This is a genomic window from Aureimonas populi, assembly GCF_017815515.1.
GTDB lineage: Bacteria > Pseudomonadota > Alphaproteobacteria > Rhizobiales > Rhizobiaceae > Aureimonas > Aureimonas populi.
On the sequence record NZ_CP072611.1, the window covers coordinates 1,647,259 to 1,673,132 of the forward strand.

Genomic DNA, 25,874 nt, shown 5'->3' on the forward strand with positions numbered 1-25,874 from the left:
GTCCGTAGCCGGCGCGCGCGCCGGTTCGGGAGGCCGGCGGGGTGCCGCGCCAAAGTTCAGGGAGGGTTGCATGGCCGTTTCCATGCCCGCTCAGGCCGCCGTGCCGGCCGGTCGCAAGCCGTTCTACGCACAGCTCTACGTCCAGGTGCTCGCCGCCATCGCGCTCGGCATCGCGCTCGGCCATTTCTGGCCGGACACGGGCGAGAGCATGAAGCCGCTGGGCGATGCCTTCATCAAGCTGGTGAAGATGATCATCGCGCCGGTGATCTTCCTGACCATCGTCACCGGCATCGCGGGGATGAGCGATCTGGCCAAGGTCGGGCGCGTGGCCGGCAAGGCCATGCTCTACTTCCTCACCTTCTCCACGCTCGCCCTGATCGTGGGCCTGATCATCGCCAATATCGTCCAGCCCGGCGCCGGACTGAACATCGACCCGGCCACGCTCGACCCCTCGGCGGTGGCCAACTACACCCAGGCCGCGCACGAGCAGTCGCTGGTGGGCTTCCTGTCCAACATCATCCCCTCCACCATCTTCTCCGCCTTCGCCTCGGGAGACATCCTCCAGGTCCTGTTCTTCTCGGTGCTCTTCGGCATCGCGCTCGGCATGGTGGGCGATGCGGGCAAGCCTGTCCTGAACTTCCTCAACGCCCTGTCCGCCCCCATGTTCAAGCTGGTGGCGATCCTGATGAAGGCGGCCCCGATCGGCGCCTTCGGCGCCATGGCCTTCACCATCGGCCGCTACGGCATCGGCTCCATCGCCAATCTCGCCCTGCTGGTCGCCACCTTCTACCTCACCTCCATCCTCTTCGTGCTCGTCGTCCTCGGTGCGGTGTGCCGCTACAACGGCTTCTCGATCCTGGCGCTGCTGCGCTACATCAAGGAAGAGCTTCTCCTGGTGCTCGGCACCTCCTCCTCGGAGGCGGCGCTGCCCACGCTGATGGAGAAGATGGAGCGCGCGGGCGCCAAGAAGTCCGTCGTCGGGCTCGTCGTGCCGACCGGCTATTCCTTCAATCTCGACGGCACCAACATCTACATGACCATGGCCGCGCTCTTCATCGCGCAGGCCACCAATATCGACCTCTCGCTGGGCGACCAGATCCTGCTGCTGCTGGTGGCCATGCTCTCGTCCAAGGGCGCGGCGGGCATCACCGGGGCCGGCTTCATCACGCTGGCCGCCACCCTTTCGGTGGTGCCCACCGTGCCGGTCGCCGGCATGGCGCTGATCCTGGGCATCGACCGCTTCATGTCCGAGTGCCGGGCGCTGACCAACCTCGTGGGCAACGCGGTGGCGACGCTGGTGGTGGCGCGCTGGGAAGGCGAGCTGGACCGCGAGCGGCTGGACGCGGCGCTCAGCGGCCATCCCCTGCCGCTGGACGAGCCGGAGCTGGAAGCGCCCTCCCTCGTGCCGGCCGAATAGCCAAGGGGCGGCGGGCGCCCTCGCCCGCCGCAGGCTCCTTTGAACGAGGCGTTTCAGCGCAGGACGCCGATGCGCTCCAGATGGGCGAGGATGGCGCGCGCGGCCTCTTCGGCCTCCGGGTCGACGAGGCGCTCTCCCGACTTGCCGGGCGCGGCCCCCGGCGCGGCCATGAGCTTGCCGCGCCGGCGCATCGTCCGCTCCTCGATGTCCGTCGCCATGACGGGGCCGGCGGCCTCGCGGGTTTCCACCGCGCCGCGCCGTTGCAGGGCGAAGGCAAAGGAGCCGGCGGGCGGCGCGGCGGGGTGGACGGTGATGACGACCGCTCCCGCCGGCAAGGGCAGGCGGCGGCGCCCGCCGCGGGCCAGCGCCTGAACGACATGGCCCCCATTCCCGGCGATCTCCACCGCGTCGGCGAGGATCGGCGCGCCCAGGCGCGCGGCCAGCCGATAGGGCAGGAGGCCGGTCTCGTCCCCGCCCTCCGCGCGCCGGCCGCACAGGATGAGCCTGGGCGAGAACGCCGCCAGCGCCTCATGGAGCGCGGGCAAGGGGTCCTCCTGCCCGCCGAGCCGCAGATGCACGAGGCGCGGCAGGCCGTGGCCGAGGGCAAGGCGCGCGGCCTCGCTGCCGGGCCCTGCGTGGAAGCCCGCCACCTCCCCGCCGAGCCTGAGGGCGAGCCCGATCGCCCGCGCCTCCGTTGCCGCCAGCACCGGGCGGCCGGACACCGGATGGCGCGAGGCGGAGAGGAGGATCGCGATCCTCACCGGCCTTCCTCCAGAAGCCGCAGGAGCGCCTGCATCACGGGATGGGCGTCCGCCACGATGGCCAGCTCCGCGCGCTCCACCATCGCCGCGTGCAGATCGGTGTTGACGGCGATGACGTGCTCGCAGGTGCCGATGCCCTGAAGGTGCTGCGGCGCGCCCGCGATGCCGAGCGCCAGATAGCAGGAGGCGGAGAGGACGGTGCCGGAGGCGCCGACCTGCGCCTCGCGCGGCATGAGCCCCGCATCGCAGACCACGCGGCTCGCCCCCGCCGTCGCGCCCAGCGCGGCGGCCAGCCGTCGGAAGGCCTCGAAATCCACGATGCCGTTGCCGGCCGAGACGACGAAATCGGCCTCGGCCAGCGGCAGCCCGCCGGCCTGCGCGGGCAGGTGCTCGGCCGGCGCGTCCGCCGCCGGCGGCAGGTCCGGCTCGATGCGCCGGGCCTCCCGCTCCGGGCCGTCATAGGCGGCCAGCATGTCGGGCGCCACGGTCAGGAAGCGCGGCGGCGCGGCGATGGCCTGGTCGACCCCCCGGCTTCGGACGGATCGCACGAGGCCGCGCCGCGATATCTGCTCCACGCCGCAGAACAGGGCCTCGTCGCTCCAGGCCGCGAGGCGGCGCGCCAGATCGCCGCCCTCCGGCGATTCCGGCAGCACGAGATGGGCCGGCTTCAATTGCTCGATCAGCGCCGCCACGCTCGCCGCGCGGCGTTCGGGATGCAGGAGCGGCGGCAGGGCGACGAGGCGGTCGGCGCCCAGCGCCCCGGCCTCGTCGAGCGGCCTCTCCGTGGCCAGCACCACCGCGCCGCCCTCCTGGCTCAGCAGCCGTGCCGCGCCCAGCGTCTGGCGGTCGTGCGCGCTCAAGGGCCCGACGCCCGGATCGGCGACCACGAGCACGAGGAAGGCCGGATTGTCCACGGTGACGATCCGGGGCGCCGCCGCCCCGGCCCGCTCCCCTGCCACCGGCGCGCCGCGATGGGCGCGGTCGAGGCGCGGGCGCGGCTCGCGCCCGACAAGGAGGGCCGCCGCATCGGCGCGCGGATCGCGCCGGGGGCGGCCGGCGCGCGAGGCCCCGAGGTCGAAGCGCGGACGGCCCGGTCCGGCCACGCGCCGTCCCTCCCGTAAGGCGCGCGGGTCGAGGCGCGGCCTCATGCCGGCACGGCCCGCCGGGGCGCGGGCGCCGCCTCCAGCGCGCGCAGCGCCAGCTCCGCGATGTCCAGAACGTCGGGCCGCTCCCCGACGACGCCCTCCAGCATGGCGGTGCATTGCGGGCAGGCGACCGCCACCACCGCCGCGCCCGTCTCCCTCGCCTGTTCCATGCGCAGGTCCGGGATGCGCCGCTCGCCGGCGATGTCCGTCACCGCCGCGCCGCCCCCGCCGCCGCAGCACAGCGCGCGCGGCCCCGATCGGGCCATCTCCACGCGCGTCATGCCGAGCCGGTCCAGCAGCCGCCGCGGCGCGTCGAACTCTCCATTGTAGCGGCCGAGATAGCAGGGGTCGTGATAGGTGACGCTCTGGCCGGCGGGCAGCGTGCCGAGGGCCAGCCGGCCGCCGGCCGCCAGCTCCTCGATCAGCGCCGTGTGGTGCACCACCTCGAAGGCGCCGCCGAAGGCAGGATATTCGTTGCGCAGCACATGCAGCGCGTGCGGGTCGGCGGTGGCGATGCGCTCGAAGCGATAGCGCCCCAGCGTCTCGATATTGGCGCGGGCGAGGCGCTGGAAGGTGGCCTCGTCGCCCAGCCGTCGGGCAAGGTCGCCGCAATCGCGCTCCTCCTCGCCCAGCACGGCATAGTCCACGCCCGCCGCGATCAGCAGGCGCAGGAGCGCGCGCAGGGAACGCCCGACGCGCAGGTCGTAGGCGCTGGTGCCCAGCCACAGGAGAAGGTCCGCCTCTCCGCGCTCCGCGATGCGGGGCAGGGGCAGGCCGGCCGCGAAATGGGTGCGCTCGGCCAGCGCCCGGCCGCCCGGCTCGTCTGCGCCGCGCATCTGCGCCAGCACCGCCTCGCCCTTGTGCGGCACGGCGCCGGCCTCCAGCGTCTGGAAGCGGCGGAGATCGACGATGGAATCGACATGCTCGATCATCATCGGGCACTCCTCCACGCAGGCCCGGCAGGTGGTGCAGGACCAGAGCGTGTCGGGATGGAGAAGCCCTCTGAGAAGCGGCTCGTGCAGGCCGGACGCGCCGGAGACGGAGCGCGCGTTCGGATAGGCGCTGCCGGCATAGGCCGGGTTGCCGCCCGGCGTCATGGCGGCGGCAAGGTCCTGGATCAGGCGCTTGGGGTTCAGCGGCTGGCCGGCGGCAAAGGCCGGGCAGGCCGCCTCGCAGCGCCCGCACTGGATGCAGGCATCGAAGGAGAGAAGCCGGTTCCACGGCAGGTCGGCCGGCGTTTCGACGCCGAGCCTGGCGGCGCCCAGGTCGAGCGGCGCAAGCGCCGTCTCGCGCGCGCCTTCGAAGCGGCCGGGACGCGGATGGGCCACGAGATGCGCCGCCCCGGTGATCGCATGGCGCATCGGCCCCTTGCCCGTCTGCCAGGCAAGGCCGAGCCCGCCGGCGACGGCCAGGATCAGGCCGGGCCACGACAGGGCGGGCAGGAGAAGCGCCCGCGACAGGGCGGCGAGAAAGGCGCCGAGCCCGTAGCCGAGGAGCAGGAAGGGCAGGATCTGGAAGCTGCCGCCGGACAGGCGCCGGGGCCTGCCGGGCATCCGCCGCGCGCCCACCGCGACGCTTCCCGCCAGCATGACGGCAAAGGACAGCGCGACGAGGCCCCAATAGAGGCGCGAGGCCCCGAGCGGGGGAAGGAGGGCAAGAGCGGCCAGGGCCGATCCGGCGACGAGCCCGCCCGCGACGAGCGCATGCATCCGCGCGGCATACGGATCGCGCCCCACCACGTGGTGCACGTCCACCAGATAGCGCCGGGGCAGGCCGAGAAGGCCGGCGGCCCACCCCACCCGCGCCGGGCGGCCCGCCTTCCACAGCCGCGCGCGGCCCGCGATCATCAGCCCGGCAAGGGCCGCCATGAGAAGGACGAGCGCGGGGAGGAACGACGCGCCGTCCATGGGGCTAGAGATCCTTGCAGAGCCGGAGCGCGTCGTAGATCGCGGCGTGGATGTTGCGGCCGGCCACCGCGTCGCCGATGCGGTAGAGATGAAAGCCGTCTCCGCAGGCCGGCTGGGGGCGGCCCGCCACCAGCGCGTCCAGATCGGTCTGGCCGCCATTGGCGGACTTCTCCTTCAGGCCGAAATAGAGCGCGTCGGCCGGCAGGGTGCCGTACTCCACCACCACGCGGTCCACCACGCGCTCCTCCTCCGCGTCGGTGTGCGTGTTGCGCAGGGCCGCCACGAGGCGGTTGCCTTCCGGGTAGACCTCGATCAGCTCCATGTTCGGCGTCATCACCACGCCGAGCTTGTAGAGTTCGCGGATGTGGATCGGCTGGTTGGTGGTGCCGATCTCCTCGCCCACCATCCGGTCGTGCGTGGCGATCTCCACCAGGCAGCCGCGTCTGGCCATGTGCTCGGCGGTGGAGGCGGCGTTGTGCTGGCCCTGCTCGTCGTAGAGGAGGATCGAGCCGGTCGGCTCTATCCGGCCGGTGAGGATGTCCCAGGTGGAGACGGCGTGCCGGTCCGCCCCCTTGGCATGGCCGAGGCTGGGCGTGCCGCCGGTGGCGACCAGCACCACGTCGGGCGCCTCGGCCAGGATGGCGGCCTCGGTGGCCTGCGTGCCGTAGCGCAGGTCGACGCCGAGCTTCACCGCCTGCCCGTGCAGCCAGCGTGGAATGCCCGACAGCGCCTCGCGCCACGTGGCCTTGGCCGCGACGGAGACCTGGCCGCCGGCCAGCGGCTCCTTCTCGAAGAGGACGACGTGGTGGCCGCGCTCGGCGCACACGCGCGCCGCCTCCAGCCCGGCCGGCCCCGCGCCCACGATGACCACCTTCCTGCGCGTGCCGGCCCTCGGCACGACATGGGGCATGGTCGCCTCGCGCCCCGTGGCCGCGTTCTGGATGCACAGGGCGTCGCCCCCCACATAGATGCGGTCGATGCAGTAGCCGGCCCCCACGCATTGGCGGATGTCCTCGGCGCGCCCCTCCTGGAGCTTCTTCACCAGATGCGGGTCGGCGATGTGCGCGCGCGTCATCGCCACCATGTCCACATGGCCCTCGTGGACGGCCCGCGCGGCCGTGGCGAGGTCGGTGACGCGCTGGGCGTGGAAGACGGGCACGTCCACCTCGCGCTTGATGGCGCTGGGAAGATAGAGGAAGGGCGCGACCGGAAAGCTCATGTTCGGCAGGGAGATGGCATGGGCTATGTGGTCTCGCGCCTGCCCGCCGACGATGTTGAGGAAGTCCACCAGCCCGCGCCGGGCGTAGTCCGTCGCGATGCTCAGGAGGTCGTCCTGCGTAAGCCCGTCGGAGACCAGCTCGTCCCCCGACATGCGCATGCCGATCACGTAGTCCTCGCCGGCCGCCGCTCGCATGGCCTCCAGCACCTCGATGCCGAAGCGCATCCGGTTTTCCAGGCTCCCGCCATAGCCGTCGGTGCGCCGGTTGACCGAAGGGCTCCAGAACTGGTCCACGAGGTGGCCGTGCGCGGCGGAGATCTCGCAGCCGTCGAGCCCGCCCTCGCGGCAGCGGCGCGCCGCCTCGCCGAAGGCTTTCACCACGCGGGCGATATCCTCCCTCTCCATCTCCTTGGGCACGGATCGGGAGGCCGGCTCGCGGCGCACGGACGGGGCGATGACGGGCGCCCAGTTGTCTGTGTCCCATTTGGTGCGCCGGCCCATATGGGTGAGCTGCACCATCAGGCTGGCGCCGTGGCGGTGGATGCGCTCGGAGAACTCGCGGAAGAACGGCACCACCGCGTCGGAGCCGACATCGATCTGGTTCCACGGCGTGGCGGGGCTGTCCAGCGCCACGGAGGAGGAGCCGCCGAACATGGTCAGCCCGATGCCGCCCTTCGCCTTCTCCTCGTGATAGAGCTGGTAGCGCTCCTGCGGCTTGCCGTCCTGGCCGTAGCCGGGCGCGTGGCTGGTGGACATCACCCGGTTGCGGATGGTGAGGCCCTTGATCGTGAGGGGCCTGAGCAGGGCCTCGGCATGGGCGATCATCCCTAGCGCTCCACGGTCACGTCGGAGCGGGGCCGGGAGCAGCAGATCAGCATCATGCCCGCGTCCACCTCGCGCTGGCGGATGCCGCCCTGGTGGCGCATCTCCACCTCGCCGGAGAGCTTTCTCGACTTGCAGGTGCCGCACAGGCCCTTGGAGCAGGAGGAGGGCAAACGCATGCCGGCCCGGCGCGCCGCCTCCAGGATCGTCATGGTCTCAGGACATTCCACCACGCGTTTCGTCTTCGCGAACTCGATCCGCCAGGTCTTCACCTCGCTTTCGAGCGAGGCGGCGGCCTCCTCCACCTCCGCCTGCTCCCGCGGCGCCAGCTCGTCGAAGTTGAAGCTCTCCTCGTGATGGCGAGCCATGTCGAAGCCGGCCTCCTTCAGGATGGCGCGCACGGCGGCCATGAAGGGCGAGGGGCCGCAGACGAAGATCTCGCGGGTCAGGAAATCGGGTGCCACCGCCTCGATGGAGGCGCGCGAGATGCGGCCCCTGAAGCCGTGCCAGGCCTGGAGCGGGCTGTCGGCCTCCACGATATGGGCCGCGCGGATGGAGCGGTTGCGCCGCGCCATCATGGCGATCTCGTCGGCGAACACGATGTCGCGCGGCGAGCGGGCGGCGTGGAGGAAGATCGTGTCGCGGATCTCGGCAAGATCGTAGGCCGTGCGCGCCATCGACATCATGGGCGTGACGCCCGAGCCGCCGGAGATGAGGAGGTAGCGGCCGGTGCGCGAAGGGTGGCGGCTCCAGGAGAAATCGCCCATGGGGCCGGCCGCCTTCAGCATCTGGCCGGGGCGGAAATGGTCGTGCAGCCAGTTGGAGACCGGCCCGCCCGGCACGCGCTTGACGGTGATGGACACGGTGTCGGGCCGCGAGGGCGCCGAGGAGATCGTGTAGCAGCGGTGGACGGGCTCGCCCCCGATCTCGAACTCGAAGGTGAGGAACTGGCCCGGCTGATAGGCGAAGCGGCGCTGCGAGCGCGGCGCGAAGATGAAGCTCTTCACGTCCTCCGCCTCCTCGCGCACGGCCCGGCAGATGAGGACGTCGTCCTCCTCCGGGTTCCAGGCGTAGAAGCCGGTGGCGGCCGGCGCGGGGCTGGTCGCGTCCATGCCCGGCGTCAGGCGGCCACGGCGGCGGCGACGGGCGCCGGGTCGAAATGGGCGCGCATCCGCCCGACATACCAGTTGCAGAACTTCTCCACGAGCATCTCGGTGTGGGGCGAGTAGGGCCCCGGCTCGTAGCCGGCGGTGCGCGCGCCCTCCTGGCAGAAGCCGACCAGCTCGGAATCCTGCGCGTTGGTGGCCATCCAGACCGAGATCAGGTTTTCGAGGTCGTAGTCCACGCCCTCCACCGCGTCCTTGTGCACCAGCCATTTGGTGCGCACCAGCGAGCGGTTCTCGTCCAGCGGGATCACCGCGAAGGTGACGGCGTGGTCGCCCATGAAATGGTGCCAGCTATTGGGCTGGGTCCAGAAATGCAGGCCGCCCATGCGCGCGCTGGGGAAGGGCCCCATCGGCAGCCTGCAGGCCGCCCGCGTGTCCATCGTATGGCTCTCGCCGTCGCCGTCCAGCGGCAGGCGCTCGGTGCGGTAGCCGGTCACCATGTCGTCCAGGTGCTCCAGCATCCGGCTGGGAATTCCCGCCCGCTCCCAGTCGCCATGGCTGTCGTCGACGAGGCAGCCGTAGCGCCGCGCCTGCTCGCGCTCCATCTCGTCCAGGTCCTCGGGCGCGAAGCCGAAGCCGTAGGCGAAGAGGGGCACGGTCAGCTCGGGATGGTTCGCGCCGCAATGGTAGCACTCGCGGTTGTTCTCCATCGTCAGCTTCCAGTTGCCCGGCTCGATGAGATCGTGGCTGTAGGCGACCTTGGCGTCCCTGATGTTGTGGGGCGCGATATAGGGGCCCATCGCGGCGGCCATCTGGTCGAAATCGGCCGGCGGCTCCTGTGCGAGGCAGATGAAGATGAGGCCCTCCAGCGAGCGGAGATGGACGGGCTTCAGCCCGTGGCAGCCGCGGTCGAACCCCTCTCCCATGTGCTCGGCATGGATGAGCGCGCCTTCCAGATTGTAGGTCCAGGTGTGGTAGCGGCACACGAGGTTGCCGACCGTGCCCTTCTCCTCGTGCACCAGCCGCGCGCCGCGATGGCGGCAGACATTGTGGAAGGCGCGCACGCCCCCCTCGTCGTCGCGCACGATCAGGATGGCGTTGCGCCCGATATCGAGCGTCATCACGTCGCCGGGCTCGGGAATGTCGGGCTCGACGCCCACGAAGATCCAGTGCCGCTCGAAGATCGCCTCCATGTCGGCGGCGAAGATCTCCGGGCTGGTGTAGAACGGCGCGTCGAGCGAATAGCCCGGCCGGCGGCCCCTGAGCAGCGTCTTCAGCATTGTCTGAGCCATGACGTCCAATCCTCGAGCGGGGCGCCGGTATCGTCGCAGTCTGGGGCCGGCCCGCGCGCCAATACTTTCTCAAACGCGACATGGACCGGGAGCTTTTGCGCCATGCCGGCTCGCGCCCGGGTTGTCTTCACGAACATCATATTGGAATTATGCCAAAATTCGGAGCATGATGAGATTTGCCGCAGGAGGGCTGTCGCGATGAACATGCACATGACGCTTCGCAAGCTTCAGGCGGCAAGGCCGGCGCAGCTTCGCGTCGGCTTTCTCTTGGCCAACAATTTCACCCTGAGCGCCCTGTCGCTCTTCGTCGACGCGCTGCGCCTGGCGGCGGACGAGGGCGACCGCTCGCGCCCCATCCACTGCTCCTGGGCGGTGATGGCGGCGCGCGGCGAGCCGGTGCGCTCCAGTTGCGGGGTGCAGGTCACGCGCACCGCGCCGCTGAGCGACCCCGCCTCCTTCGACTACATCGTGGTGGTGGGCGGCCTGCTCCATGCCGGCGAGCAGATGGACGAGGCCTCGCTCGCCTATCTGCGCTCGGCCGCGGCGCTCGGCGTGCCGCTGGTGGGCGTGTGCACGGGCTCCTTCGTGCTCTCGCGCGCCGGGCTGATGAAGGGGCGCCGCTGCTGCGTTTCCTGGTATCACTACGCCGATTTCGAGGCCGAGTTCCCCGACCAGGTGCCGGATGCCGACCGCCTCTTCATCGTGGACCGCGACCGCATCACCTGCGCCGGCGGCTCGGGGGTCGCCGACCTCGCGGCCCATCTCATCGAGCGCCATGTGGGGCAGGCGGCGGCGCAGAAGAGCCTGCACGTCCTGCAGATGCAGAACGCGCGCGCCGGCTCCCACGCCCAGCCCCATCCCGATTCCGGCCCGGCCGACGACGAGCGCGTGCGCCGCGCCATCCTCGTCATGGAGCAGCATGTGGCTGAGCCTCTGGCCATCGAGGCCATCGCGGGCAAGCTGAAGCTCTCCACCCGCCAGCTCGAGCGCCTGTTCCAGGAAACGATCGGCCAGAGCCCGGCCGCCGCCTATCGCCGCCTGCGCCTGCGCTATGCCCGCCGGCTCCTGGAGACGACGCGCAAGAGCGTGACCGAGATCGCGGTGGAATCGGGCTTTTGCGACGGGGCGCATTTCGCCAGGCAATTCAGGGGGTTCTTCGGCTTCGCCCCGCGCGATGCCCGCCACCGCCGCATTCCCGCCGCACATGCGGCGGTTGACGCGGCGGGAGCCGTGCTTTAGCCAAGGCCACCTTCGAGCGGCGGCGCTCGGCCCACTGGCCCACTTCCTTCGCGCCGCCATGTCCTCTGTCGGGATTCTACCCGTCCTTGTCCGTTCCAGCATCGCAGCGGCCAGGGCTTCCCGTCACGATCCCGCAATAACCGCGTCCGGACGCCTCTCTTCGGCGGATCGCGCGGCCACGACGGAGTATCGATGGAACGCATTCGCGTGACCGATGTCGTCAAGCTCTTTGGCGACGAAGAGAAACAGGCCCTCGAGCTTCTGCGCGCGGGGGAGGGCAAGGACGAGATCCTTTCGCGCACCGGCGCGGTGCTCGGCCTCGACCGGGTCTCCTTCGGCGTGGAGGAAGGCGAGATCCTGGTGGTGATGGGTCTTTCGGGCTCAGGCAAGTCCACCATGCTGCGCTGCCTCAACCGGCTCGTGGAGCCGACGGCCGGCTCCATCCTGGTGGACGGGGTGGAGGTGACGAGCCTTTCGGGCCGGCAGCTCCTCGAGTTCCGCCGCGCCAAGTTCGGCATGGTCTTCCAGCACTTCGCCCTGTTTCCCAACCGCACCATCGCGCGGAACGTGGAATACGGGCTGGAGGTGCAGGGCATGAAGCCCGCCTTGCGCCGCGAGAAGGCGATGGAGGCCATCGAGCTCGTCGGCCTGAAGGGTTGGCACGACAAATATCCGAGCCAGCTCTCGGGCGGCATGCAGCAGCGGGCGGGGCTGGCCCGCGCCCTGGCGGTGGACGCCGACATCCTGTTGATGGACGAGGCCTTCTCCGCGCTCGACCCGCTCATCCGCCGCGACATGCAGGACGAGCTGGTGGCGCTTCAGGAGCGGATGAAGAAGACCATCGTCTTCGTCTCCCACGATCTCGACGAGGCCATCCACCTCGGGGGGCGCATCGTCCTGATGAAGGACGGCGCCATCGTGCAGGCGGGCTACCCGGAGGAGATCCTCCTGAGGCCGCGGGGCGAATATGTGCGCCGCTTCGTGGAGCATATCGACGTCTCCTCCGTCATCACGCTGGCGCGCCTGGCGGACCGCTCGGCCCCCTCGCTCTTCCGCGAGCTGACCGGCTCGCAGGCGCTCGCCGAGTTCGAGCGCACGGGCGCCGACCAGCTCGTCGTGACCTGCGAGAGGAACATGCCCGTCGGCCAGCTCTCCCGAGATGCGCTGACGCAGGGCACGGCCGGCGCGAGCGTGGCCTCGCTGATGCAGCCCTCATTGCCGGTCGCCGCCGGCAAGGATGTTTTGAAGGCGGCGCTGCCCAAGCTGGTGCAGCGCACGCAAGGGGTGGCCGTGGTGGATGGCGAGGGGCGCTATCTGGGCGTCGTCACGCAAGGGGCGGCGCTGGCCGCCCTCGCCTCGCGCGAGGGCACGCACCCCCATGACGGCCTCGCGCCCGCCGGCGCATCGCCGCTCGAGGGGAGGGCCGCCTGATGGAATGGTCGATCCCGAAATTCCCGCTCGACACCCTGTCGGCGGACGCCCTCGCCTTCATGACGGCGAACTTCTCGGACGTGACGCGCGGCACGAGCCGGCTCGTGCGCGCCTGGATCACCGCCGCGACGGACGGGCTGGGCGCCCTGCCGCCGCTCGTCCTGATCCTCGCCATCTCGGCGCTCGCCCTGTGGCTGGCCGGCCGACGCGTGGCGCTCCTGTCGCTGGTGGGCCTCGCCTTCCTGTGGAACCTGCGGCTCTGGCCGGCCACCATCGAGACGCTGGTGCTGGTGACGCTGGCAACCGTGGCCGCGCTCGCCATCGGCATTCCCATCGGCATTCTCTGCGCCCTGTCGCGGCGGCTCTGGCGCGTCGTCGGGCCGGTGCTGGACATGATGCAGACCATGCCGAGCTTCGTCTATCTCATCCCGGCCATTCCCTTCTTCGGGCTCGGGGCCGTCTCGGCGGTCTTCGCCACCATCATCTTCTCCATGCCGCCCGTCATCCGCCTGACCGCGCTCGGCATCCGCAACGTGCCGCACGACCTGATCGAGGCGTCGAACGCCTTCGGCACGACGACGGGGCAGAAGCTCGTCAAGGTGCAACTGCCGCTGGCCCTGCCCACCATCATGGCGGGCATCAACCAGACGATCATGCTTTCGCTCTCCATGGTGGTGATCGCCTCGATGATCGGGGCGGGCGGGCTCGGCCGGGAGGTCTGGCGCTCCATCCAGCGGCTGGACGCGGGCGCCGGCTTCCAGGCGGGCATCGCCATCGTGATCCTGGCGGTCATCCTCGACCGCATCACCCAGGCCATGGCGCAGCGCGCCCGGGCGAACTGAACACCCCCACCGCAACGAAAGGAAACGACATATGAAACGGACTCTCGCCGCGATTCTCCTCGCCTCAGCCGCGCTTTCGGGCGCCGCGCAGGCGCAAGGAACGGGCACGGTGAACCTGGCCTATGTGGAATGGTCGGATACGGTGGTGGCGACCAACATCCTGGCCGCCGTCCTGGAGGACGAGGGCTATACGGTGAACATGACGCCGCTGCCCGGCGCGGCCATGTGGCAGGCCGTGGCCACCGGCGAGGCGGATGCCCATGTCGCCGGCTGGCTGCCCGTCACCCACGCGGCCTATTACGAGCAGCTCCAGGACCAGGTGGAGCTTGTCGGCGTCAATATCGAGGGCGCCCGCCTCGGCTGGGCCGTGCCGGCCTATATGGAGATCGATTCGATCCAGGACATCGCGGACGATCCGAGCGTGGTGAACGGCCAGGTCATCGGCATCGATCCGGGCGCGGGGCTGATGTCGGCCTCCGAGCAGGCCATCGCCGATTACGGGCTCGACGTGACGCTGATGGACGGCTCGGACGCCACCATGACCGCCGCGCTCCAGGACGCGATCTCGCGCGAGGAGCCCATCGTCGTCACCGCCTGGACGCCGCACTGGATGTTCTCGCGCTGGGACCTGAAATATCTGGAGGACCCGGAAGGCTCGCTGGGCAGCGAGGAGACGGTCAACAACGTCGTGCGCGCCGGCCTTTCGGACGACATGCCCGACGTCTACCGCATCATCTCCAACTTCCGCCTGACGCTGGAGGACGAGGAGGCCCTGATGCTGGAGAACGAGGAGGGCGGCGACCCGGCCGCCACCGCGCGCGCCTGGATCGAGGCCAACCCGGACAAGGTCGCGGAGTGGACCGCCGAGTAAGGCGGGCCGCCCGGCATGGAGACAGGGGCCGGCCTTCGCGCCGGCCCTTTCCGTTTCGCCGCACGCGTCGCCTCCATACCGAGAAGATGGCGCGTTCCTTCTCTCCCTGCCCCCGGGGGGCTCCTGTAGGCTGGCGCGATCGCGACCCGAAGGCACGACGATGACGCGTTTCTCCTTTGCCGGCATCCTGATGAACGCCCTGTCCGGGCACCGGAACTGGCAGCCGCAATGGCGGGAGCCCGAGAGCCCGAAGGCCGAGTACGACGTCGTCATCGTGGGCGCGGGCGGCCACGGGCTGGGCGCGGCCTATTATCTCGCCCGGGAGCACGGCATCACCAATGTGGCGGTGATCGACAAGGGCTGGCTCGGCGGCGGCAATACCGGCCGCAACACCACCATCATCCGCTCCAACTATCTCTACGACGAGAGCGCCGCGCTCTACGACCATTCCCTCAAGCTCTGGGAGGGCCTGTCCCAGGAGCTGAACTACAACGTCATGTTCTCCCGGCGCGGCGTGATGATGCTGGCGCACACGGTGCACGACGTGCAGAGCTTCAAGCGCCACATCCACTCCAACCGCCTCAACGGCGTGGACAACGAATGGCTGAGCGCGCGCGAGGCCAAGGCCTTCTGCCCGCCGCTCGACCTCTCCCCCGCCGCCCGCTACCCGGTCGTCGGCGCGGCCGTGCAGCGGCGCGGCGGCGTGGCGCGCCACGACGCGGTGGCCTGGGGCTATGCGCGCGGCGCTTCGGCGCGGGGCGTGGACATCCTCCAGAACTGCCCCGTCACCGCCATCCGCCGCGATGCCTCGGGCGCGGTGTGCGGCGTGGAGACGGCGCGCGGCTTCATCAGGGCGAAGAAGGTCGCGGTCTCGGCCGCCGGCAACACCTCGGTCGTGATGGACAGCGCGGGCCTGCGCCTGCCGCTGGAGAGCTATCCGCTGCAGGCGCTGGTGTCGGAGCCGGTCAAGCCCGTCTTTCCCTGCGTCGTCATGTCCAACACCGTGCACGCCTATATCTCGCAGTCCGACAAGGGGGAACTCGTCATCGGCTCGGGCACGGACCAGTACATCTCCTATTCGCAGCGCGGCGGCCTGCCCGTCATCGAGCACACGCTGGCGGCGATCTGCGAGATCTTCCCCGTCTTCACCCGCATGCGCATGCTGCGCAAATGGGGCGGCATCGTCGATGTGACGCCGGATCGCTCGCCCATCCTCGGCAAGACCCCGGTGAAGGGGCTCTATGTCAATTGCGGCTGGGGCACGGGCGGCTTCAAGGCGACGCCGGGCTCGGCCCATCTCTTCGCCCACACCATCGCGCGCGACGAGCCGCACCCCATCAACGCGCCCTTCGCGCTGGAGCGCTTTGCCACCGGCCGGCTGATCGACGAGGCGGCGGCCGCCGCCGTGGCGCATTGAGGAGGGGGCAACGATGCTTCTGATCCGCTGCCCCTATTGCGACGAGGACCGGCCCGAGGTGGAGTTCGCCTATGCCGGGGAGGCCCATGTCGCCCGCCCGGCGGACCCCTCCGCTCTGTCGGACGATGAGTTCCGCGATTTCCTCTATGTGCGCTCCAACACGCGCGGCCTCATGGCCGAGCGCTGGCGGCATGTCCATGGCTGCGGGCGCTTCTTCAACGCGCTGCGCGAGACGGTGAGCGACAAGTTCCACGCCACCTACAAGGCGGGCGAGCCCCGGCCGCAGGGAGATGCGCCATGAGCCGCTGCCGCATCGCCGGGCGCGGGCGGATCGACCGTTCGCGGACGCTCGGCTTCACCTTCGACGGCAAGCGCTACGAGGGCCATCCGGGCGACACGCTGGCCTCCGCGCTTCTGGCCAACGGCGTCCATCTCGTCGGCCGCTCCTTCAAGTATCACCGCCCGCGCGGCATCCTCTCGGCCGGCTCGGAGGAGCCGAACGCCCTCGTGCGGATCGACCGGGGGCCGGGGCGGGCGGAGCCCAACAACCGCGCCACCGTGGTCGAGCTCCATGAGGGGCTGAGGGCCGAGAGCCAGAACCGCTGGCCGAGCCTTGCCTTCGACGTGGGCGCGGTCAACGACGCGCTCGGCCAGCTTTTCACCGCCGGCTTCTACTACAAGACCTTCATGTGGCCGAAGGGCTTCTGGGACAGGCTCTACGAGCCGGTGATCCGCCATGCGGCGGGCCTCGGCCGCGCCCCGGACGAGAAGGACGCCGACCGTTACGCCAGCCGCTACGCCCATTGCGACGTGCTCGTGGTCGGCGCGGGCCCGGCGGGCCTTGCCGCCGCGCTCGCGGCGGGCCGCGCGGGCGCGAAGGTGATGCTGGTGGACGAGCAGGCCGAAATGGGCGGCTCCCTCCTGGCCGAGGGCCATGCGAGCGTGGAGGGACGGCCGGCGCAGGACTGGCCGCAGGCCGTGCGCGGCGAGTTGTCCGCCATGGACAATGTCACGCTCCTGCCGCGCACCACGGCCATCGGCTATTACCACCAGAACATGATCGGCCTGTGCCAGCGGCTGACCGACCACCTCGCCGCCCCGCCCTCCGGCGCGCCGCGCGAGCGGCTGTGGCGGGTGCGGGCGAGGCAGGTGGTGCTGGCGCAAGGGGCCATCGAGAAGCCGCTGGTCTTCGCCGGCAATGACAGGCCCGGCGTGATGCTGGCGGGCGCGGCGCGCGCCTATCTCAACCGCTACGGGGTGAAGGTGGGCGAGAGGGCGCTCGTCGTCACCTCGCATGACAGCGCCTGGGACGCGGCCTTCGACCTCGCCGAGGCCGGCGTGAGAATTGCCGCGATCCTCGATCTGCGGGCGGCGGTGCCGCAGGCCCTGGCGGACCGGGCGCGGGCCCTCGGCATCGAGGTGCTGGCCGGCTGGACCGTGTCCGGCACGGCGGGCCGCCTGCGCCTCTCCTCGGCCACCGTCAACCCGCTGGGCGCGGTGGGCGGGGCGGGCAAGGGCCGGCGGATCGAGTGCGACTGCCTGCTGATGTCGGGCGGCTGGACCCCCAGCGTCCACCTCTTCTCCCACTCCCGCGGCAAGCTGGACTGGAACGAGGAGCTGCAAGCCTATCTGCCCGGCGAGCCGGAGGAGGCGGTGCGCTGCGCGGGGGCCGGCGCGGGCGTCTTCACGCTGGAGGCGGCCCTGTCGGGCGGCGCGCAGGCGGGCGCGGCGGCGGCGCGGGACGCGGGCTTCGAGGCTCACGCACCCGTCCTGGCCGCCGGCGGCGTTGGGCCGGCGAGCGGCGAGGCGAGGGCCGAGCTGCCGATGGCGGGCGATCCGGCCCGCGCCAAGGCCTTCGTCGACTTCCAGAACGACGTGACGGCCAAGGACCTGAAGCTCGCCGTGCGCGAGGGCTTCCGCTCCATCGAGCACATCAAGCGCTACACCACGACCGGCATGGCGACCGACCAGGGCAAGACCTCGAACATCAACGGCCTGGCCATCGCGTCGGGCGCGCTCGGCCGGCCGGTGCCGCAGGTGGGGCTCACCACCTTCCGCCCGCCCTTCACGCCCACCAGCTTCGGCGCCTTTCTGGGCTACGGGCAGGGCGCGCATTTCGAGGTGACGCGCAAGACCCCGATCGACCCCTGGGCGGAACGGAACCGCGCCGTGTTCGAGCCGGTCGCGCTCTGGCGGCGGGCCCGCTACTTCCCCAAGGGCGGCGAGAGCATGGAGGAGGCCGTGCGGCGCGAATGCCGGGCGACCCGCGCCTCGCTCGGCATCTTCGATGCCTCCACGCTCGGCAAGATCGAGGTGGTGGGGCCGGACGCCGCCGAGTTCATGAACCGCCTCTACGCCAATTCCTGGACGAAGCTCGCCCCCGGCCGGTGCCGCTACGGCCTGCTTCTGGGCGAGGATGGCTTCATCCGCGACGACGGGGTGATCGGCCGCCTCGCGCCCGACCGCTTCCACGTCACCACCACCACCGGCGGCGCGCCGCGCGTGCTGGCGACGATGGAGGATTATCGCCAGACCGAGTGGCCGGACCTCAAGGTCTGGCTCACCTCCACCACCGAGGAATGGGCGGTCATCGCGCTGAACGGGCCGAACGCACGCAAGGTTCTGGAGCCTCTCGTGGAGGGCATCGACATCTCGGCCGGCGCCTTCCCCCATATGTCGATCGCCCAGGGCTCGATCCTCGGCGTGCCGCTGCGGCTCTTCCGCGTCAGCTTCACGGGCGAGCTGGGCTTCGAGGTCAACGTGCCGGCCCGCTACGGCCTGGCCGTGTGGGAGAAGTTGATGGAAGCCGGCGGCGCCTACGACATCTGCCCCTACGGCACCGAGGCCATGCACGTCCTGCGCGCCGAAAAGGGCTACATCATCGTCGGGCAGGAGACGGACGGCACGGTGACGCCGGAGGATGCGGGCCTGGCCTGGGCCATCGGCAAGGCCAAGCCCGACTTCGTGGGCAAGCGCGGCCTTGCGCGCCCCGATCTGATGGCGCCCGGCCGCCGGCAACTCGTCGGCCTTCTCACGCGCGAGCCGGGCACGGTGCTGGAGGAGGGTGCGCAGATCGTTCTCGACCCCGCCGGCACGGTGCCGATGCGGATGGTGGGGCATGTGACCTCCGCCTACTGGAGCGAGGCTCTGGGCCGCTCCATCGCGCTGGCGCTGGTGGAGAACGGCCGCGCGCTGGCCGGCTCGCGCGTCCACATCCCCATGCCGGACGCCACCCTCGAGGCCGAGGTGACGGGAACCGTGTTCCTGGACCCCGAAGGCACGCGGCTGAACGCGTGAGGAGCCGACCATGCTGAAAGCCTTCGACCCGCTGGACGCCATCGCGCCCGCCCCGTTCGCCGCGCCCTTCGCCGTCCGTCCGGCCGAGCCCTGCGCGCGGTTCTCGCTGCGGATCGACCCCGCCTCGCTCGCGCAGGCGAGCGAGGCCTTCGGCCTCTCCATCCCCTCGCGCATCGGTGGCGTCGAGGGTGAGGAGGGGCGGCGCGCCGTGTGCGTGGGGCCGGACGAATGGTTCCTCTTCTGCCGCCCGCGGGACGGCGCGGCCTTGCCCGCCTTGTTCGCGGCCTTGCCGGCCCCCCTCAGCCTCGTGGAGGTGAGCGACCGCGAATGCGCGCTGCTCGTGGAAGGCCCCCGCGCCGCCTACGCGCTGATGGCCGTGTGCCCGCTCGATCTGGAGGCCATGGCCGCGGGCACGGCGACGCGCACGCTCTTCGACAAGGTGGCCGTGCTCCTCGTCAAGGAAACGCCCGAGCGCTTCCGCCTGGAGTTCTGGCGCTCATACGCCGCCCATGTCCACGGCCTGCTCGAGACGATCGGCCGGGAGCTCGCGGCCGGGCTTTGAGGCGGAGGCGGGGAGGCGGCCGGCCCTCAACCCCCGAGCTCGCATCCCTCAAACGGCGGGAACCGCCTCGGCCCCCAGCGCCCGCTCCGCCGCCTCGATGGTGACGGCGGTGAACGCGGCGCGTTCCGGCAGCGCGTGGCCGATGGCGGCCAGACGCGTCAGGGAGATCGCCCGCCAGCGCGCCATGCGCTCCCTGTCCTGCCGCGAGAAGGGCAGGCCGGCGGAGAAGGCGTGGATCGCCTGTTCGAGCGCCCCGGAAAGGCCCGGCTCGCGCAGCCGCCATTCGTCGAGATGGGCGAGGAAATTGCCGGCGTCCTGCGCCGGATCGCCGTGCGCGGCGAGGTCCAGGTCGACCAGCGCGAAGCCGCGTTCCGTCACCTGCACCTGATCCATGTAAAAATCGCGATGGATGGCGCGCGCCTCGAAGGGGCCGAGGCCGGACAGAACGTCCAGCGCCGTTTGCAGCAGGCGGCGGGCGTCCGGTGCGAAACGGGGGGCGCCGGCGGCGAGCCTGTCCAGCGCCTTGCCCATGACGGCCGCCTCGTCCGGCACGCTCCATTCGCGCTCCAGACGCACGCCGCTCTCGTGCAGGCGGCGGATGGCGGCCGCGCTGCGCGCACCGAACAGGGCGGCGTCGCCCCCATCGGCCAGGAAGGCGCCGCCGCCCACGCCGCCGAGATCGGTCTGGAGCCAGAGGCGCGCCGAAGGCACCTCTCCCAGCAGCGCGGCGATGGGAAAGCCCTCGGCCGAGAGGCCTTCCAGCCGGCGCTGGATATCGACGGCGGCGTGGTCGTGCGCCTTGGCGCGGATCTTGGCGAGCACCGGCACCTCGCCGCCCGCCTTGCGCCAGTGAAGGCGCAGGAGCGCGCGGCGGCCGGGCTTCAGGCGCAGCACCTGCGTGGAGCCGAGCGCGCCCGGCCCCAGCGTTCGCGTGAGTTCCGCGCCGATGGCTGCGGCGGTGCGCCCTTTCGGGGCGCTGGCCCTGGCGATCAGGCGTTCGAGCCTTGCTGTGCGTTCCATGGCGTCCCGCCCGTCTACTCGGCGGCCATCGGCGGCCGCTCTTCCACGAGCTTCCCCTCCTCCAGGACGAGGACGCGGGTGGCGCGCGCGGCAAGGTCGGCCTCATGCGTGATGAGGAGCGTGGAGCGGCCCTTCGCCATGGCGAGCAGCGTTTCCACCACGCCCTCGCGCGTGCGTCGGTCGAGACCCGTGGTCGGCTCGTCGAGGATGAGGATGGGCGCGTTCGAAAGCGCGGCGCGGGCGATGGCGATGCGCTGGCGCTGGCCGCCCGAAAGGTCGGCGCCGCCCTCGCCGACGGGCGTGTCGATGCCCTCCGGCCAGCTTTCCACCGTCTCGCGCAGCCCCGCCGCCTCCAGCGCCGCCAGCACGGCCTCCTCGCTGGCCTCCGGCTGCGCGACGGCGACATTGTCGCGGATGGTGCCGGCGAAGATCACCGTGTCCTGCAACACCACCGCCATGTGCCCGCGCAGGGCGCGGCGGCGCAGTTGCGTGATGGGCTGCCCGTCGATGCGGATGGTGCCCTCGTCCGGGTCGGCAAGGCGCAGGGCAAGGTCGGCGATGGTGGACTTGCCGGAGCCGGAGGGGCCCATCACGGCCACGATCTCGCCGGGGCGGATGGACAGATCGAGCCCCTCCAGCACCGGCCGCCCCGGCTCGTAGGCGAAGCGCACCTTCTCGAAGGAAAGCTCGCCGCGCGGGCGCGCCATCTCCTGCGCGCCCTCCGGCTCGCCGGGAAGCGAGACGTCGAGCACGTCGAGGATGCGCTCGCCCGCCGCGCTTGCCTTGGCCAGGCGCGCGGAGAACTTGGCCAGGTCGCGCACGGGACGCAGCATGGTGCGCAGATAGGTGAGGAAGACGAGCAGGCCGCCCAGCGTCAGCGCGCCTTCCAGCACCATGCGCGCGCCGAAGAAGATGACGGCGGCCGTGGCCACGCCCGCCACGATCTCGACCCGCCGCTCCAGCCCGGCCGAGAGGCGCTTGCCGGCCACGTCCTGCTTGAGCCCCGCCTTGTTGGCGGTTTCGAAGAGCGAGCCGACGCGCGTTTCCAGCCCCAGCACCTGCACGGAGCGGATGCCCGCCAGCGCCTCGCCGGCCGCCGCCGCCATCTGCCCCTCGCGCTTGCGCAGCTTGCGGCTCGTCTCCTGGATGCGCCGTCCGCGCCGCACCGTCATCAGCCAGACGAGCGGCAGCGGGGCGAGGGCGATCAGCGCCAGCCGCCAGTTCATCACCAGCATGACGATGCCCAGCGCCGCGAGGATCAGCGCGTTGCCCATCAGCGGCAGGAAGGCCGTCACGGCCGTTTCGCGCGCCATGGCGATGTCGGACATCAGCCGCATGGTGAGGTCGCCCACGCGGGCGCGCACATGGAAGGCGAGCGGCAGCGCCTGAAGATGGGCGAAGAGGTCCGAGCGCAGCCGCGTGACCACGCGGTTGCCGACGATGGCGAAGGCGAGCGTCGCGGCATAGGCGCTGACCGCCCGCAGCACCACCACGAAGACCAGCGCGACGAGCGCGACGGCCATCAGCGCCGTCGCCCCGCCGGCCGCCGGGTCCAGGAACGACAGGCGCGTGCTGGCCCAGGCCGGCAGCGGCTCGGAGCCCAGGACATTGTCCACCACCAGCTTGAGCGGCCATGGCTCGAGGATGCGGAAGAGGGTGGAGAGGAGGAGAGCGGCCAGCCCGCCGCCCAGAAGCGTGCGATGGGGCTTCAGATAGGGGCGCAGGCGCGAGGCGACGCGCGTCAGCCCCGGCAGCGCCTTGCGAAAGCCCTTCGGCCGGCTGCGGCGCTTGATCGGCGCGCGGGAATCGGGCGCGCTCATGCCGCGCACGCTTCGGCGATGCCCGGCCGGGCGGCGGCCAGCGCCCGCGCGGCGATGCCGTCCCAGCTCCGCTCGGCCAGCGCGTGGACGCGCGCCTCGGCGGCCCGCGCGAGCGCGGCTGGGTAGTCGTCCATCTTGGCGGCCAGCGCGCGCGCCAGCGCCGCCGCATCGCCCGGCTCGGTCAGGCGCCCGAAGCACCCCTCGCGCAGAAGCTCGGGCAGGGTGCCGGTGCGGCTGGCGACCACCGGAAGGCCGGCGGCCATGTAGTCCAGCACCTTCAGGGGAGAGAAGTAGAAGCCGTGCAGCGGCGGATAGGGCGCCACGCCCACATGCATCTCCTGAAGATGGGAGGGCACGAGGGCGGGCGCGACGGTGCCCGCGAAGGTCACTGCGCCGGCAAGCCCGGCACCGCGCGCCTGCTCCTCCAGCGCGGGCCGCTCCGGCCCGTCGCCGACGATGCGGATCACCACGTCCCGCCCCTCGGCGCGCAGGCGGCTCACGGCCTCCAGCAGCGTGGCGGTGCCGTGCCAGGGCTTGAGCGTGCCGAGGAAGCCGACGACGAAGGGCGTGCCCTCCATGGGGGCGCGACGGGGCGCCAGGGCGCCGAAGCGCACGGGATCGACGCCGTTCTCCTCCACGAGGACGCGGTCCGCCTCCACGCCCATGGCGCGCGCATGGGCCGCCACCGGCTCGCTGACGCACAGGACGAGCCCGGCCCGGCCCATCGCCTCGCGGGCCATGGACATGGCGGTGCCGCGATCGACGAGGCCGCGATGGGCCGCCTGCTCCTCCACCAGCGGGGCGTTCACCTCCAGCACCGAGGGCAGGCCCTCGGCCGCCGCCCAGCCCATGGCCGCCGCGCTCCACAGCGAATGGCGCTCATAGACGAGGTCGACGCCGGGAAGGCCGGAAAGCAGGGCGGTCACATGCGGGTCGTGGCCGATCAGCGCGCTTTCGCGCGCCGCGCCGGTCAGGCCGGAGGTGCGCGGCAGCCGGGCAAGGTCCAGATCGTCGAGGTCGGCCGGCGCCGTTCCGCCCAGCCGCCGGGCGATCAGCGTCACCTCGTGCCCCAGCCGGCGCATGGCGCGGACCATGTCCTGCACATGCACCGAGGCGCCCTTGGCGCCGAAGACGGGAATGCCGGGATCGGCGCAGACATAGGCGATATGCATCAGCCCACCTCCGCGAGGCGCGGGCGCGGGGAGGCGCGGGGCGCCGGCGCGCGCAGCGCCTGGAAGATCTCCCGCTGCCGGGCCGCGTTGGCGCGGATGTCGAACTCGGCCTCCACAAGCGCGCGGCCGGCCTTCGCCAGGCGCGCGCCCAGGGCCGGCGCGCCGAGGAGGCGTGCCATGGCGTCGGCCAGCGCCGGGGCATCGTGCTCGGGCACCAGAAGCCCCGTCTCGCCGTCGCGCACCAGCTCCGGGATGCCGGTGACGGGGGTCGAGACGCACGGGACGCCGAGCGCCATCGCCTCCAGCAGCACGGTGGGCAGCCCGTCGCGATTGCCGTCCTCGCCCACCACGCAAGGGGCGACGAAGAGGTCGGCCTCGCGCATGGCCGCCAGCACCTCGGCCTGCGGGCGCGGGCCGCTGAGGCGCAGCTCCGCCGAGAGCCCGCGCGCCGCGATGCGCTCGCCAAGGTCTGCCAGCAAGGGCCCGTCGCCGATGATCCGCGCCTCGAAGGGCACGCCCCGCCGCTTGAGGATGGCGCAGGCGTCCACCAGCACGTCGAAGCCCTTCTTCTCCACCAGCCGCCCGACGGCGAGGATGCTTCGCCCGGTGCCTGCGCCCGCGCGCGGCGAGAAGGCGAAGCGCTCTAGGTCGATGCCGTTGTAGAGGCGGTGGACATGGCTCATGCCGAAGGTGCGGCGCAGATGGTCGAGATTGTAGTCCGAAACCGTGATGACGGCGGCCGCGTCGCGCATCTTCACGCCGAGGTCCACCGATTCCTCATAGGCGAAGTAGATGTCCTTGGCGTGGGCGGTGAAGGTGTAGGGGATGGCCGCCAGACAGGCGGCGAGCCGTGCCACGGTGGTGGCGCGTGTGCCGAAATGGGCGTGCAGATGCTCGATGCCCCGCTCGCGGGAAAGGAGCGCGACCTCGATCGCCTGCATCAGGATCTCGCCTGGAACCTCCGCGCATTCGGCAAGGACCGCCGAAAGGCCGGGCAGCTCGATCTGGGCGCGCGACAGGAGCGGCCCGATCTCGCGCAGCTTCGGGGCTACGTGCTGCACGGCGTTCACCGGCGCGCGCACCCGCGACAGGATGTCCTGGAAATGGGTTTCGAGAACCGTGCGCAGCGAGAAGATCTCGATCTCGACGCCGGCCTCCTCATGCGCCAGGATTTCGTTGACGACGAAGGTCTCGGAGAATCGGGGGTAGCGCTTCAGCACATAGCCGATCTTCAGGGGGCTCTGCATGGGCTCACTCGGCGGCTAGTGCGAGAGGGGCGAGGGGGCTTTTCACGCGGCGCGGGGCGGCCAGGACCGCCTGCGCCAGCACGGGAAGGCGCGACAGGGCGCCGCGATCGATCCGGCCATGCCGGTCGTGGCGCGCGCCCGTGGCCCGCGCCAGCCAGAGGCCGATGGCCTGCGGCTCCACGCCTTCGGGCGGCAGGCAGTCGAGCAGCCCGCGCGCGGCCAGGCGCTCGGCGCGCACCATCTGTTCCAGGCGCGGCACGGTGCGCGGCGCGACGAGCGCCGGCGTGTCGAGCCCCAGCACCTCGCAGACGGTGTTGTAGCCGCCCATGCACACCAGGGCGGCGGCCTCGCGCATCAGGGGAACCGGCTCGGGCAGGAAGTCGTGGATGATGTCGCCGGGGCGCGCCAGCGCGGCAAGGCCGGCCCTGTCCTCCGGCGCCATCAGGGGCCCCGCCACGAGGACACGCACATGGCCCGGCGGCGCGGGGGCGCGCAGGAAGGCCTGCGCGAGCGCCACGCCGTCCTGCCCACCGCCCACCACGCACAGCACGTAGGGCTCGGCCGGAATCGCGCCCGGAGCTGCGTCGGCAAGCCCGGCCGTGCGGTCCAGATAGCCGGTGAAGCGCATGCGCGCGGCCAGCGATGGCGCGATGGCGTAGGCCCTGCGCGCGTCGAAGACCTGAGGGTCGCCATAGATCCAGATGGCGTCGTAGCTGGCCTCCATCTGGGCCAGCGCGCCGCTGGCGGCCCATTCGCGCCGGGTCGTCTCCGGCTCGTCCACGATGTCGCGCAGGCCCAGCACGGTGCGTGCGTCCGCGCGCCGTCCCAGAGCCTCCAGCGCCGGGCGAAGTTCGCCCATCGCCCCGAGCGGCACGTTGTCCACCACCACCAGCGAGGGGGCGAAGCGCTCCAGCGCCGCGCCGATGGTGGCCGCGCGCAGATGCGCCAGCTCGTCGGCCTCCATCGCGAAGACGCGCGGCCGATAGGCGCCCTCCACGTCCTTGGCGTAGCCCGGCAGGGTCAGGCACTCCACGCGCGGCGGCAGCGGGAAGGCGCCCGCGCAGGCCAGCCCCGTCACCATCAGAACCTCGGTGCCAGGATCGGCGCCCGTCAGCGCGTCCGCGATGAGGAGATTGCGGCGGAAATGGCCAAGGCCCATCGTATCGTGCGAGTAGAGCACGACGCGGCGAAGCCTCGCCGCGTCGAAGCGCTCTCCATGCTGCGGCGCGAAGGGGGCTGTCATCAGGCCGGGCTTTCCTGTTCCATGGGGCGAGGTCGCTCCTGTTA

20 protein-coding genes are annotated in these 25,874 nt (G+C 71.6%); 9 read left to right on the forward strand and 11 right to left on the reverse strand.

Annotation, left to right across the window (positions count from 1 at the left end):
* The first annotated feature begins 70 nt into the window (after positions 1 to 70).
* Positions 71 to 1,417 carry a dicarboxylate/amino acid:cation symporter gene (locus J7654_RS07590; RefSeq protein ID WP_209739540.1) on the forward strand — a complete coding sequence of 449 codons (1,347 nt, stop codon included), beginning with the start codon at positions 71 to 73 and terminating at the stop codon, positions 1,415 to 1,417.
* 53 nt (positions 1,418 to 1,470) lie between these two features.
* On the opposite strand, the gene J7654_RS07595 is transcribed toward J7654_RS07590, so the two are convergent.
* The 6 genes from J7654_RS07595 to J7654_RS07620 are packed head-to-tail and all read right to left on the reverse strand — an operon-like array spanning position 1,471 to position 9,669.
* Positions 1,471 to 2,178, reverse strand: a complete 708-nt coding sequence (locus tag J7654_RS07595) for an adenine nucleotide alpha hydrolase family protein (RefSeq protein WP_209739542.1) — start codon at positions 2,176 to 2,178, stop codon at positions 1,471 to 1,473.
* Positions 2,175 to 3,281: an electron transfer flavoprotein subunit alpha/FixB family protein gene (locus J7654_RS07600; RefSeq protein WP_377946351.1), complete on the reverse strand. Its 1,107-nt coding sequence runs from the start codon at positions 3,279 to 3,281 to the stop codon at positions 2,175 to 2,177. The genes J7654_RS07595 and J7654_RS07600 overlap by 4 nt, the downstream gene beginning before the upstream one ends.
* A gap of 41 nt (positions 3,282 to 3,322) precedes the next feature.
* Positions 3,323 to 5,230: a DUF3483 domain-containing protein gene (locus tag J7654_RS07605; RefSeq protein WP_209739546.1), complete on the reverse strand. Its 1,908-nt coding sequence runs from the start codon at positions 5,228 to 5,230 to the stop codon at positions 3,323 to 3,325.
* Positions 5,231 to 5,234: 4 nt separating this feature from the next.
* Positions 5,235 to 7,274 carry an NADH:flavin oxidoreductase gene (locus J7654_RS07610; protein WP_209739548.1) on the reverse strand — a complete coding sequence of 680 codons (2,040 nt, stop codon included), beginning with the start codon at positions 7,272 to 7,274 and terminating at the stop codon, positions 5,235 to 5,237.
* A gap of 2 nt (positions 7,275 to 7,276) precedes the next feature.
* The gene (locus tag J7654_RS07615) at positions 7,277 to 8,383 is read right to left on the reverse strand and encodes an FAD-binding oxidoreductase (protein WP_209739550.1); all 1,107 of its coding nucleotides are present in this window, start codon (positions 8,381 to 8,383) and stop codon (positions 7,277 to 7,279) included.
* Between the two features lie 8 nt (positions 8,384 to 8,391).
* Positions 8,392 to 9,669: an aromatic ring-hydroxylating oxygenase subunit alpha gene (locus J7654_RS07620; protein ID WP_209739552.1), complete on the reverse strand. Its 1,278-nt coding sequence runs from the start codon at positions 9,667 to 9,669 to the stop codon at positions 8,392 to 8,394.
* Positions 9,670 to 9,867: 198 nt separating this feature from the next.
* On the opposite strand from J7654_RS07620, the gene J7654_RS07625 reads away from it, so the two are divergent.
* The 8 genes from J7654_RS07625 (at position 9,868) to J7654_RS07660 (ending at position 19,328) form a co-directional block, all read left to right on the forward strand.
* Positions 9,868 to 10,908: a GlxA family transcriptional regulator gene (locus J7654_RS07625; protein WP_209739554.1), complete on the forward strand. Its 1,041-nt coding sequence runs from the start codon at positions 9,868 to 9,870 to the stop codon at positions 10,906 to 10,908.
* A gap of 192 nt (positions 10,909 to 11,100) precedes the next feature.
* Complete coding sequence (locus J7654_RS07630; RefSeq protein ID WP_209739556.1) at positions 11,101 to 12,339, forward strand: quaternary amine ABC transporter ATP-binding protein; 1,239 nt, start codon at positions 11,101 to 11,103, stop codon at positions 12,337 to 12,339.
* Entirely contained in the window at positions 12,339 to 13,181 is an 843-nt protein-coding gene (locus tag J7654_RS07635) for an ABC transporter permease (RefSeq protein WP_209739558.1), read from the forward strand. Before J7654_RS07630 ends, J7654_RS07635 begins: the two co-directional genes overlap by 1 nt.
* 31 nt (positions 13,182 to 13,212) lie before the next feature.
* The gene (locus J7654_RS07640) at positions 13,213 to 14,052 is read left to right on the forward strand and encodes a glycine betaine ABC transporter substrate-binding protein (protein ID WP_209739560.1); all 840 of its coding nucleotides are present in this window, start codon (positions 13,213 to 13,215) and stop codon (positions 14,050 to 14,052) included.
* Between the two features lie 160 nt (positions 14,053 to 14,212).
* A complete protein-coding gene (locus J7654_RS07645; RefSeq protein WP_209739562.1) occupies positions 14,213 to 15,469 on the forward strand; it encodes a sarcosine oxidase subunit beta family protein in 1,257 nt (418 codons plus the stop codon).
* 13 nt (positions 15,470 to 15,482) lie between these two features.
* Positions 15,483 to 15,770: a sarcosine oxidase subunit delta gene (locus J7654_RS07650; RefSeq protein WP_209739565.1), complete on the forward strand. Its 288-nt coding sequence runs from the start codon at positions 15,483 to 15,485 to the stop codon at positions 15,768 to 15,770.
* Positions 15,767 to 18,766: a sarcosine oxidase subunit alpha family protein gene (locus tag J7654_RS07655; protein WP_209739566.1), complete on the forward strand. Its 3,000-nt coding sequence runs from the start codon at positions 15,767 to 15,769 to the stop codon at positions 18,764 to 18,766. Before J7654_RS07650 ends, J7654_RS07655 begins: the two co-directional genes overlap by 4 nt.
* A 10-nt stretch (positions 18,767 to 18,776) precedes the next feature.
* Positions 18,777 to 19,328, forward strand: a complete 552-nt coding sequence (locus tag J7654_RS07660; RefSeq protein WP_209739567.1) for a sarcosine oxidase subunit gamma — start codon at positions 18,777 to 18,779, stop codon at positions 19,326 to 19,328.
* Between the two features lie 48 nt (positions 19,329 to 19,376).
* Here J7654_RS07660 and J7654_RS07665 read toward each other — a convergent pair whose 3' ends face one another.
* From J7654_RS07665 to J7654_RS07685, 5 genes are read right to left on the reverse strand one after another with little or no spacing between them, the layout of a single operon-like run.
* Entirely contained in the window at positions 19,377 to 20,348 is a 972-nt protein-coding gene (locus J7654_RS07665) for a phosphotransferase (protein ID WP_209739568.1), read from the reverse strand.
* 14 nt (positions 20,349 to 20,362) lie between these two features.
* Positions 20,363 to 22,168 (reverse strand): ABC transporter ATP-binding protein, encoded by a 1,806-nt coding sequence (locus J7654_RS07670; RefSeq protein ID WP_209739569.1) that lies wholly within the window; start codon positions 22,166 to 22,168, stop codon positions 20,363 to 20,365.
* Entirely contained in the window at positions 22,165 to 23,340 is a 1,176-nt protein-coding gene (locus J7654_RS07675; protein WP_209739570.1) for a glycosyltransferase family 4 protein, read from the reverse strand. The genes J7654_RS07670 and J7654_RS07675 overlap by 4 nt, the downstream gene beginning before the upstream one ends.
* Positions 23,340 to 24,587 carry a glycosyltransferase gene (locus J7654_RS07680; protein WP_209739571.1) on the reverse strand — a complete coding sequence of 416 codons (1,248 nt, stop codon included), beginning with the start codon at positions 24,585 to 24,587 and terminating at the stop codon, positions 23,340 to 23,342. The genes J7654_RS07675 and J7654_RS07680 overlap by 1 nt, the downstream gene beginning before the upstream one ends.
* A 4-nt stretch (positions 24,588 to 24,591) precedes the next feature.
* Positions 24,592 to 25,830, reverse strand: a complete 1,239-nt coding sequence (locus tag J7654_RS07685; protein ID WP_209739573.1) for a glycosyltransferase family protein — start codon at positions 25,828 to 25,830, stop codon at positions 24,592 to 24,594.
* Positions 25,831 to 25,874 lie beyond the last annotated feature (44 nt).

Excerpts from the sequence above, each read along its gene's own strand:
- J7654_RS07590 (WP_209739540.1), top strand. The coding sequence starts at position 71 with ATGGCCGTTTCCATGCCCGCTCAGGCCGCCGTGCCGGCCGGTCGCAAG.
- J7654_RS07605 (WP_209739546.1), bottom strand. The coding sequence starts at position 5,230 with ATGGACGGCGCGTCGTTCCTCCCCGCGCTCGTCCTTCTCATGGCGGCC.
- J7654_RS07610 (WP_209739548.1), bottom strand. The coding sequence starts at position 7,274 with ATGATCGCCCATGCCGAGGCCCTGCTCAGGCCCCTCACGATCAAGGGC.
- J7654_RS07615 (WP_209739550.1), bottom strand. The coding sequence starts at position 8,383 with ATGGACGCGACCAGCCCCGCGCCGGCCGCCACCGGCTTCTACGCCTGG.
- J7654_RS07620 (WP_209739552.1), bottom strand. The coding sequence starts at position 9,669 with ATGGCTCAGACAATGCTGAAGACGCTGCTCAGGGGCCGCCGGCCGGGC.
- J7654_RS07625 (WP_209739554.1), top strand. The coding sequence starts at position 9,868 with ATGAACATGCACATGACGCTTCGCAAGCTTCAGGCGGCAAGGCCGGCG.
- J7654_RS07630 (WP_209739556.1), top strand. The coding sequence starts at position 11,101 with ATGGAACGCATTCGCGTGACCGATGTCGTCAAGCTCTTTGGCGACGAA.
- J7654_RS07635 (WP_209739558.1), top strand. The coding sequence starts at position 12,339 with ATGGAATGGTCGATCCCGAAATTCCCGCTCGACACCCTGTCGGCGGAC.
- J7654_RS07640 (WP_209739560.1), top strand. The coding sequence starts at position 13,213 with ATGAAACGGACTCTCGCCGCGATTCTCCTCGCCTCAGCCGCGCTTTCG.
- J7654_RS07645 (WP_209739562.1), top strand. The coding sequence starts at position 14,213 with ATGACGCGTTTCTCCTTTGCCGGCATCCTGATGAACGCCCTGTCCGGG.
- J7654_RS07650 (WP_209739565.1), top strand. The coding sequence starts at position 15,483 with ATGCTTCTGATCCGCTGCCCCTATTGCGACGAGGACCGGCCCGAGGTG.
- J7654_RS07655 (WP_209739566.1), top strand. The coding sequence starts at position 15,767 with ATGAGCCGCTGCCGCATCGCCGGGCGCGGGCGGATCGACCGTTCGCGG.
- J7654_RS07660 (WP_209739567.1), top strand. The coding sequence starts at position 18,777 with ATGCTGAAAGCCTTCGACCCGCTGGACGCCATCGCGCCCGCCCCGTTC.
- J7654_RS07665 (WP_209739568.1), bottom strand. The coding sequence starts at position 20,348 with ATGGAACGCACAGCAAGGCTCGAACGCCTGATCGCCAGGGCCAGCGCC.
- J7654_RS07670 (WP_209739569.1), bottom strand. The coding sequence starts at position 22,168 with ATGAGCGCGCCCGATTCCCGCGCGCCGATCAAGCGCCGCAGCCGGCCG.
- J7654_RS07675 (WP_209739570.1), bottom strand. The coding sequence starts at position 23,340 with ATGCATATCGCCTATGTCTGCGCCGATCCCGGCATTCCCGTCTTCGGC.
- J7654_RS07680 (WP_209739571.1), bottom strand. The coding sequence starts at position 24,587 with ATGCAGAGCCCCCTGAAGATCGGCTATGTGCTGAAGCGCTACCCCCGA.
- J7654_RS07685 (WP_209739573.1), bottom strand. The coding sequence starts at position 25,830 with ATGACAGCCCCCTTCGCGCCGCAGCATGGAGAGCGCTTCGACGCGGCG.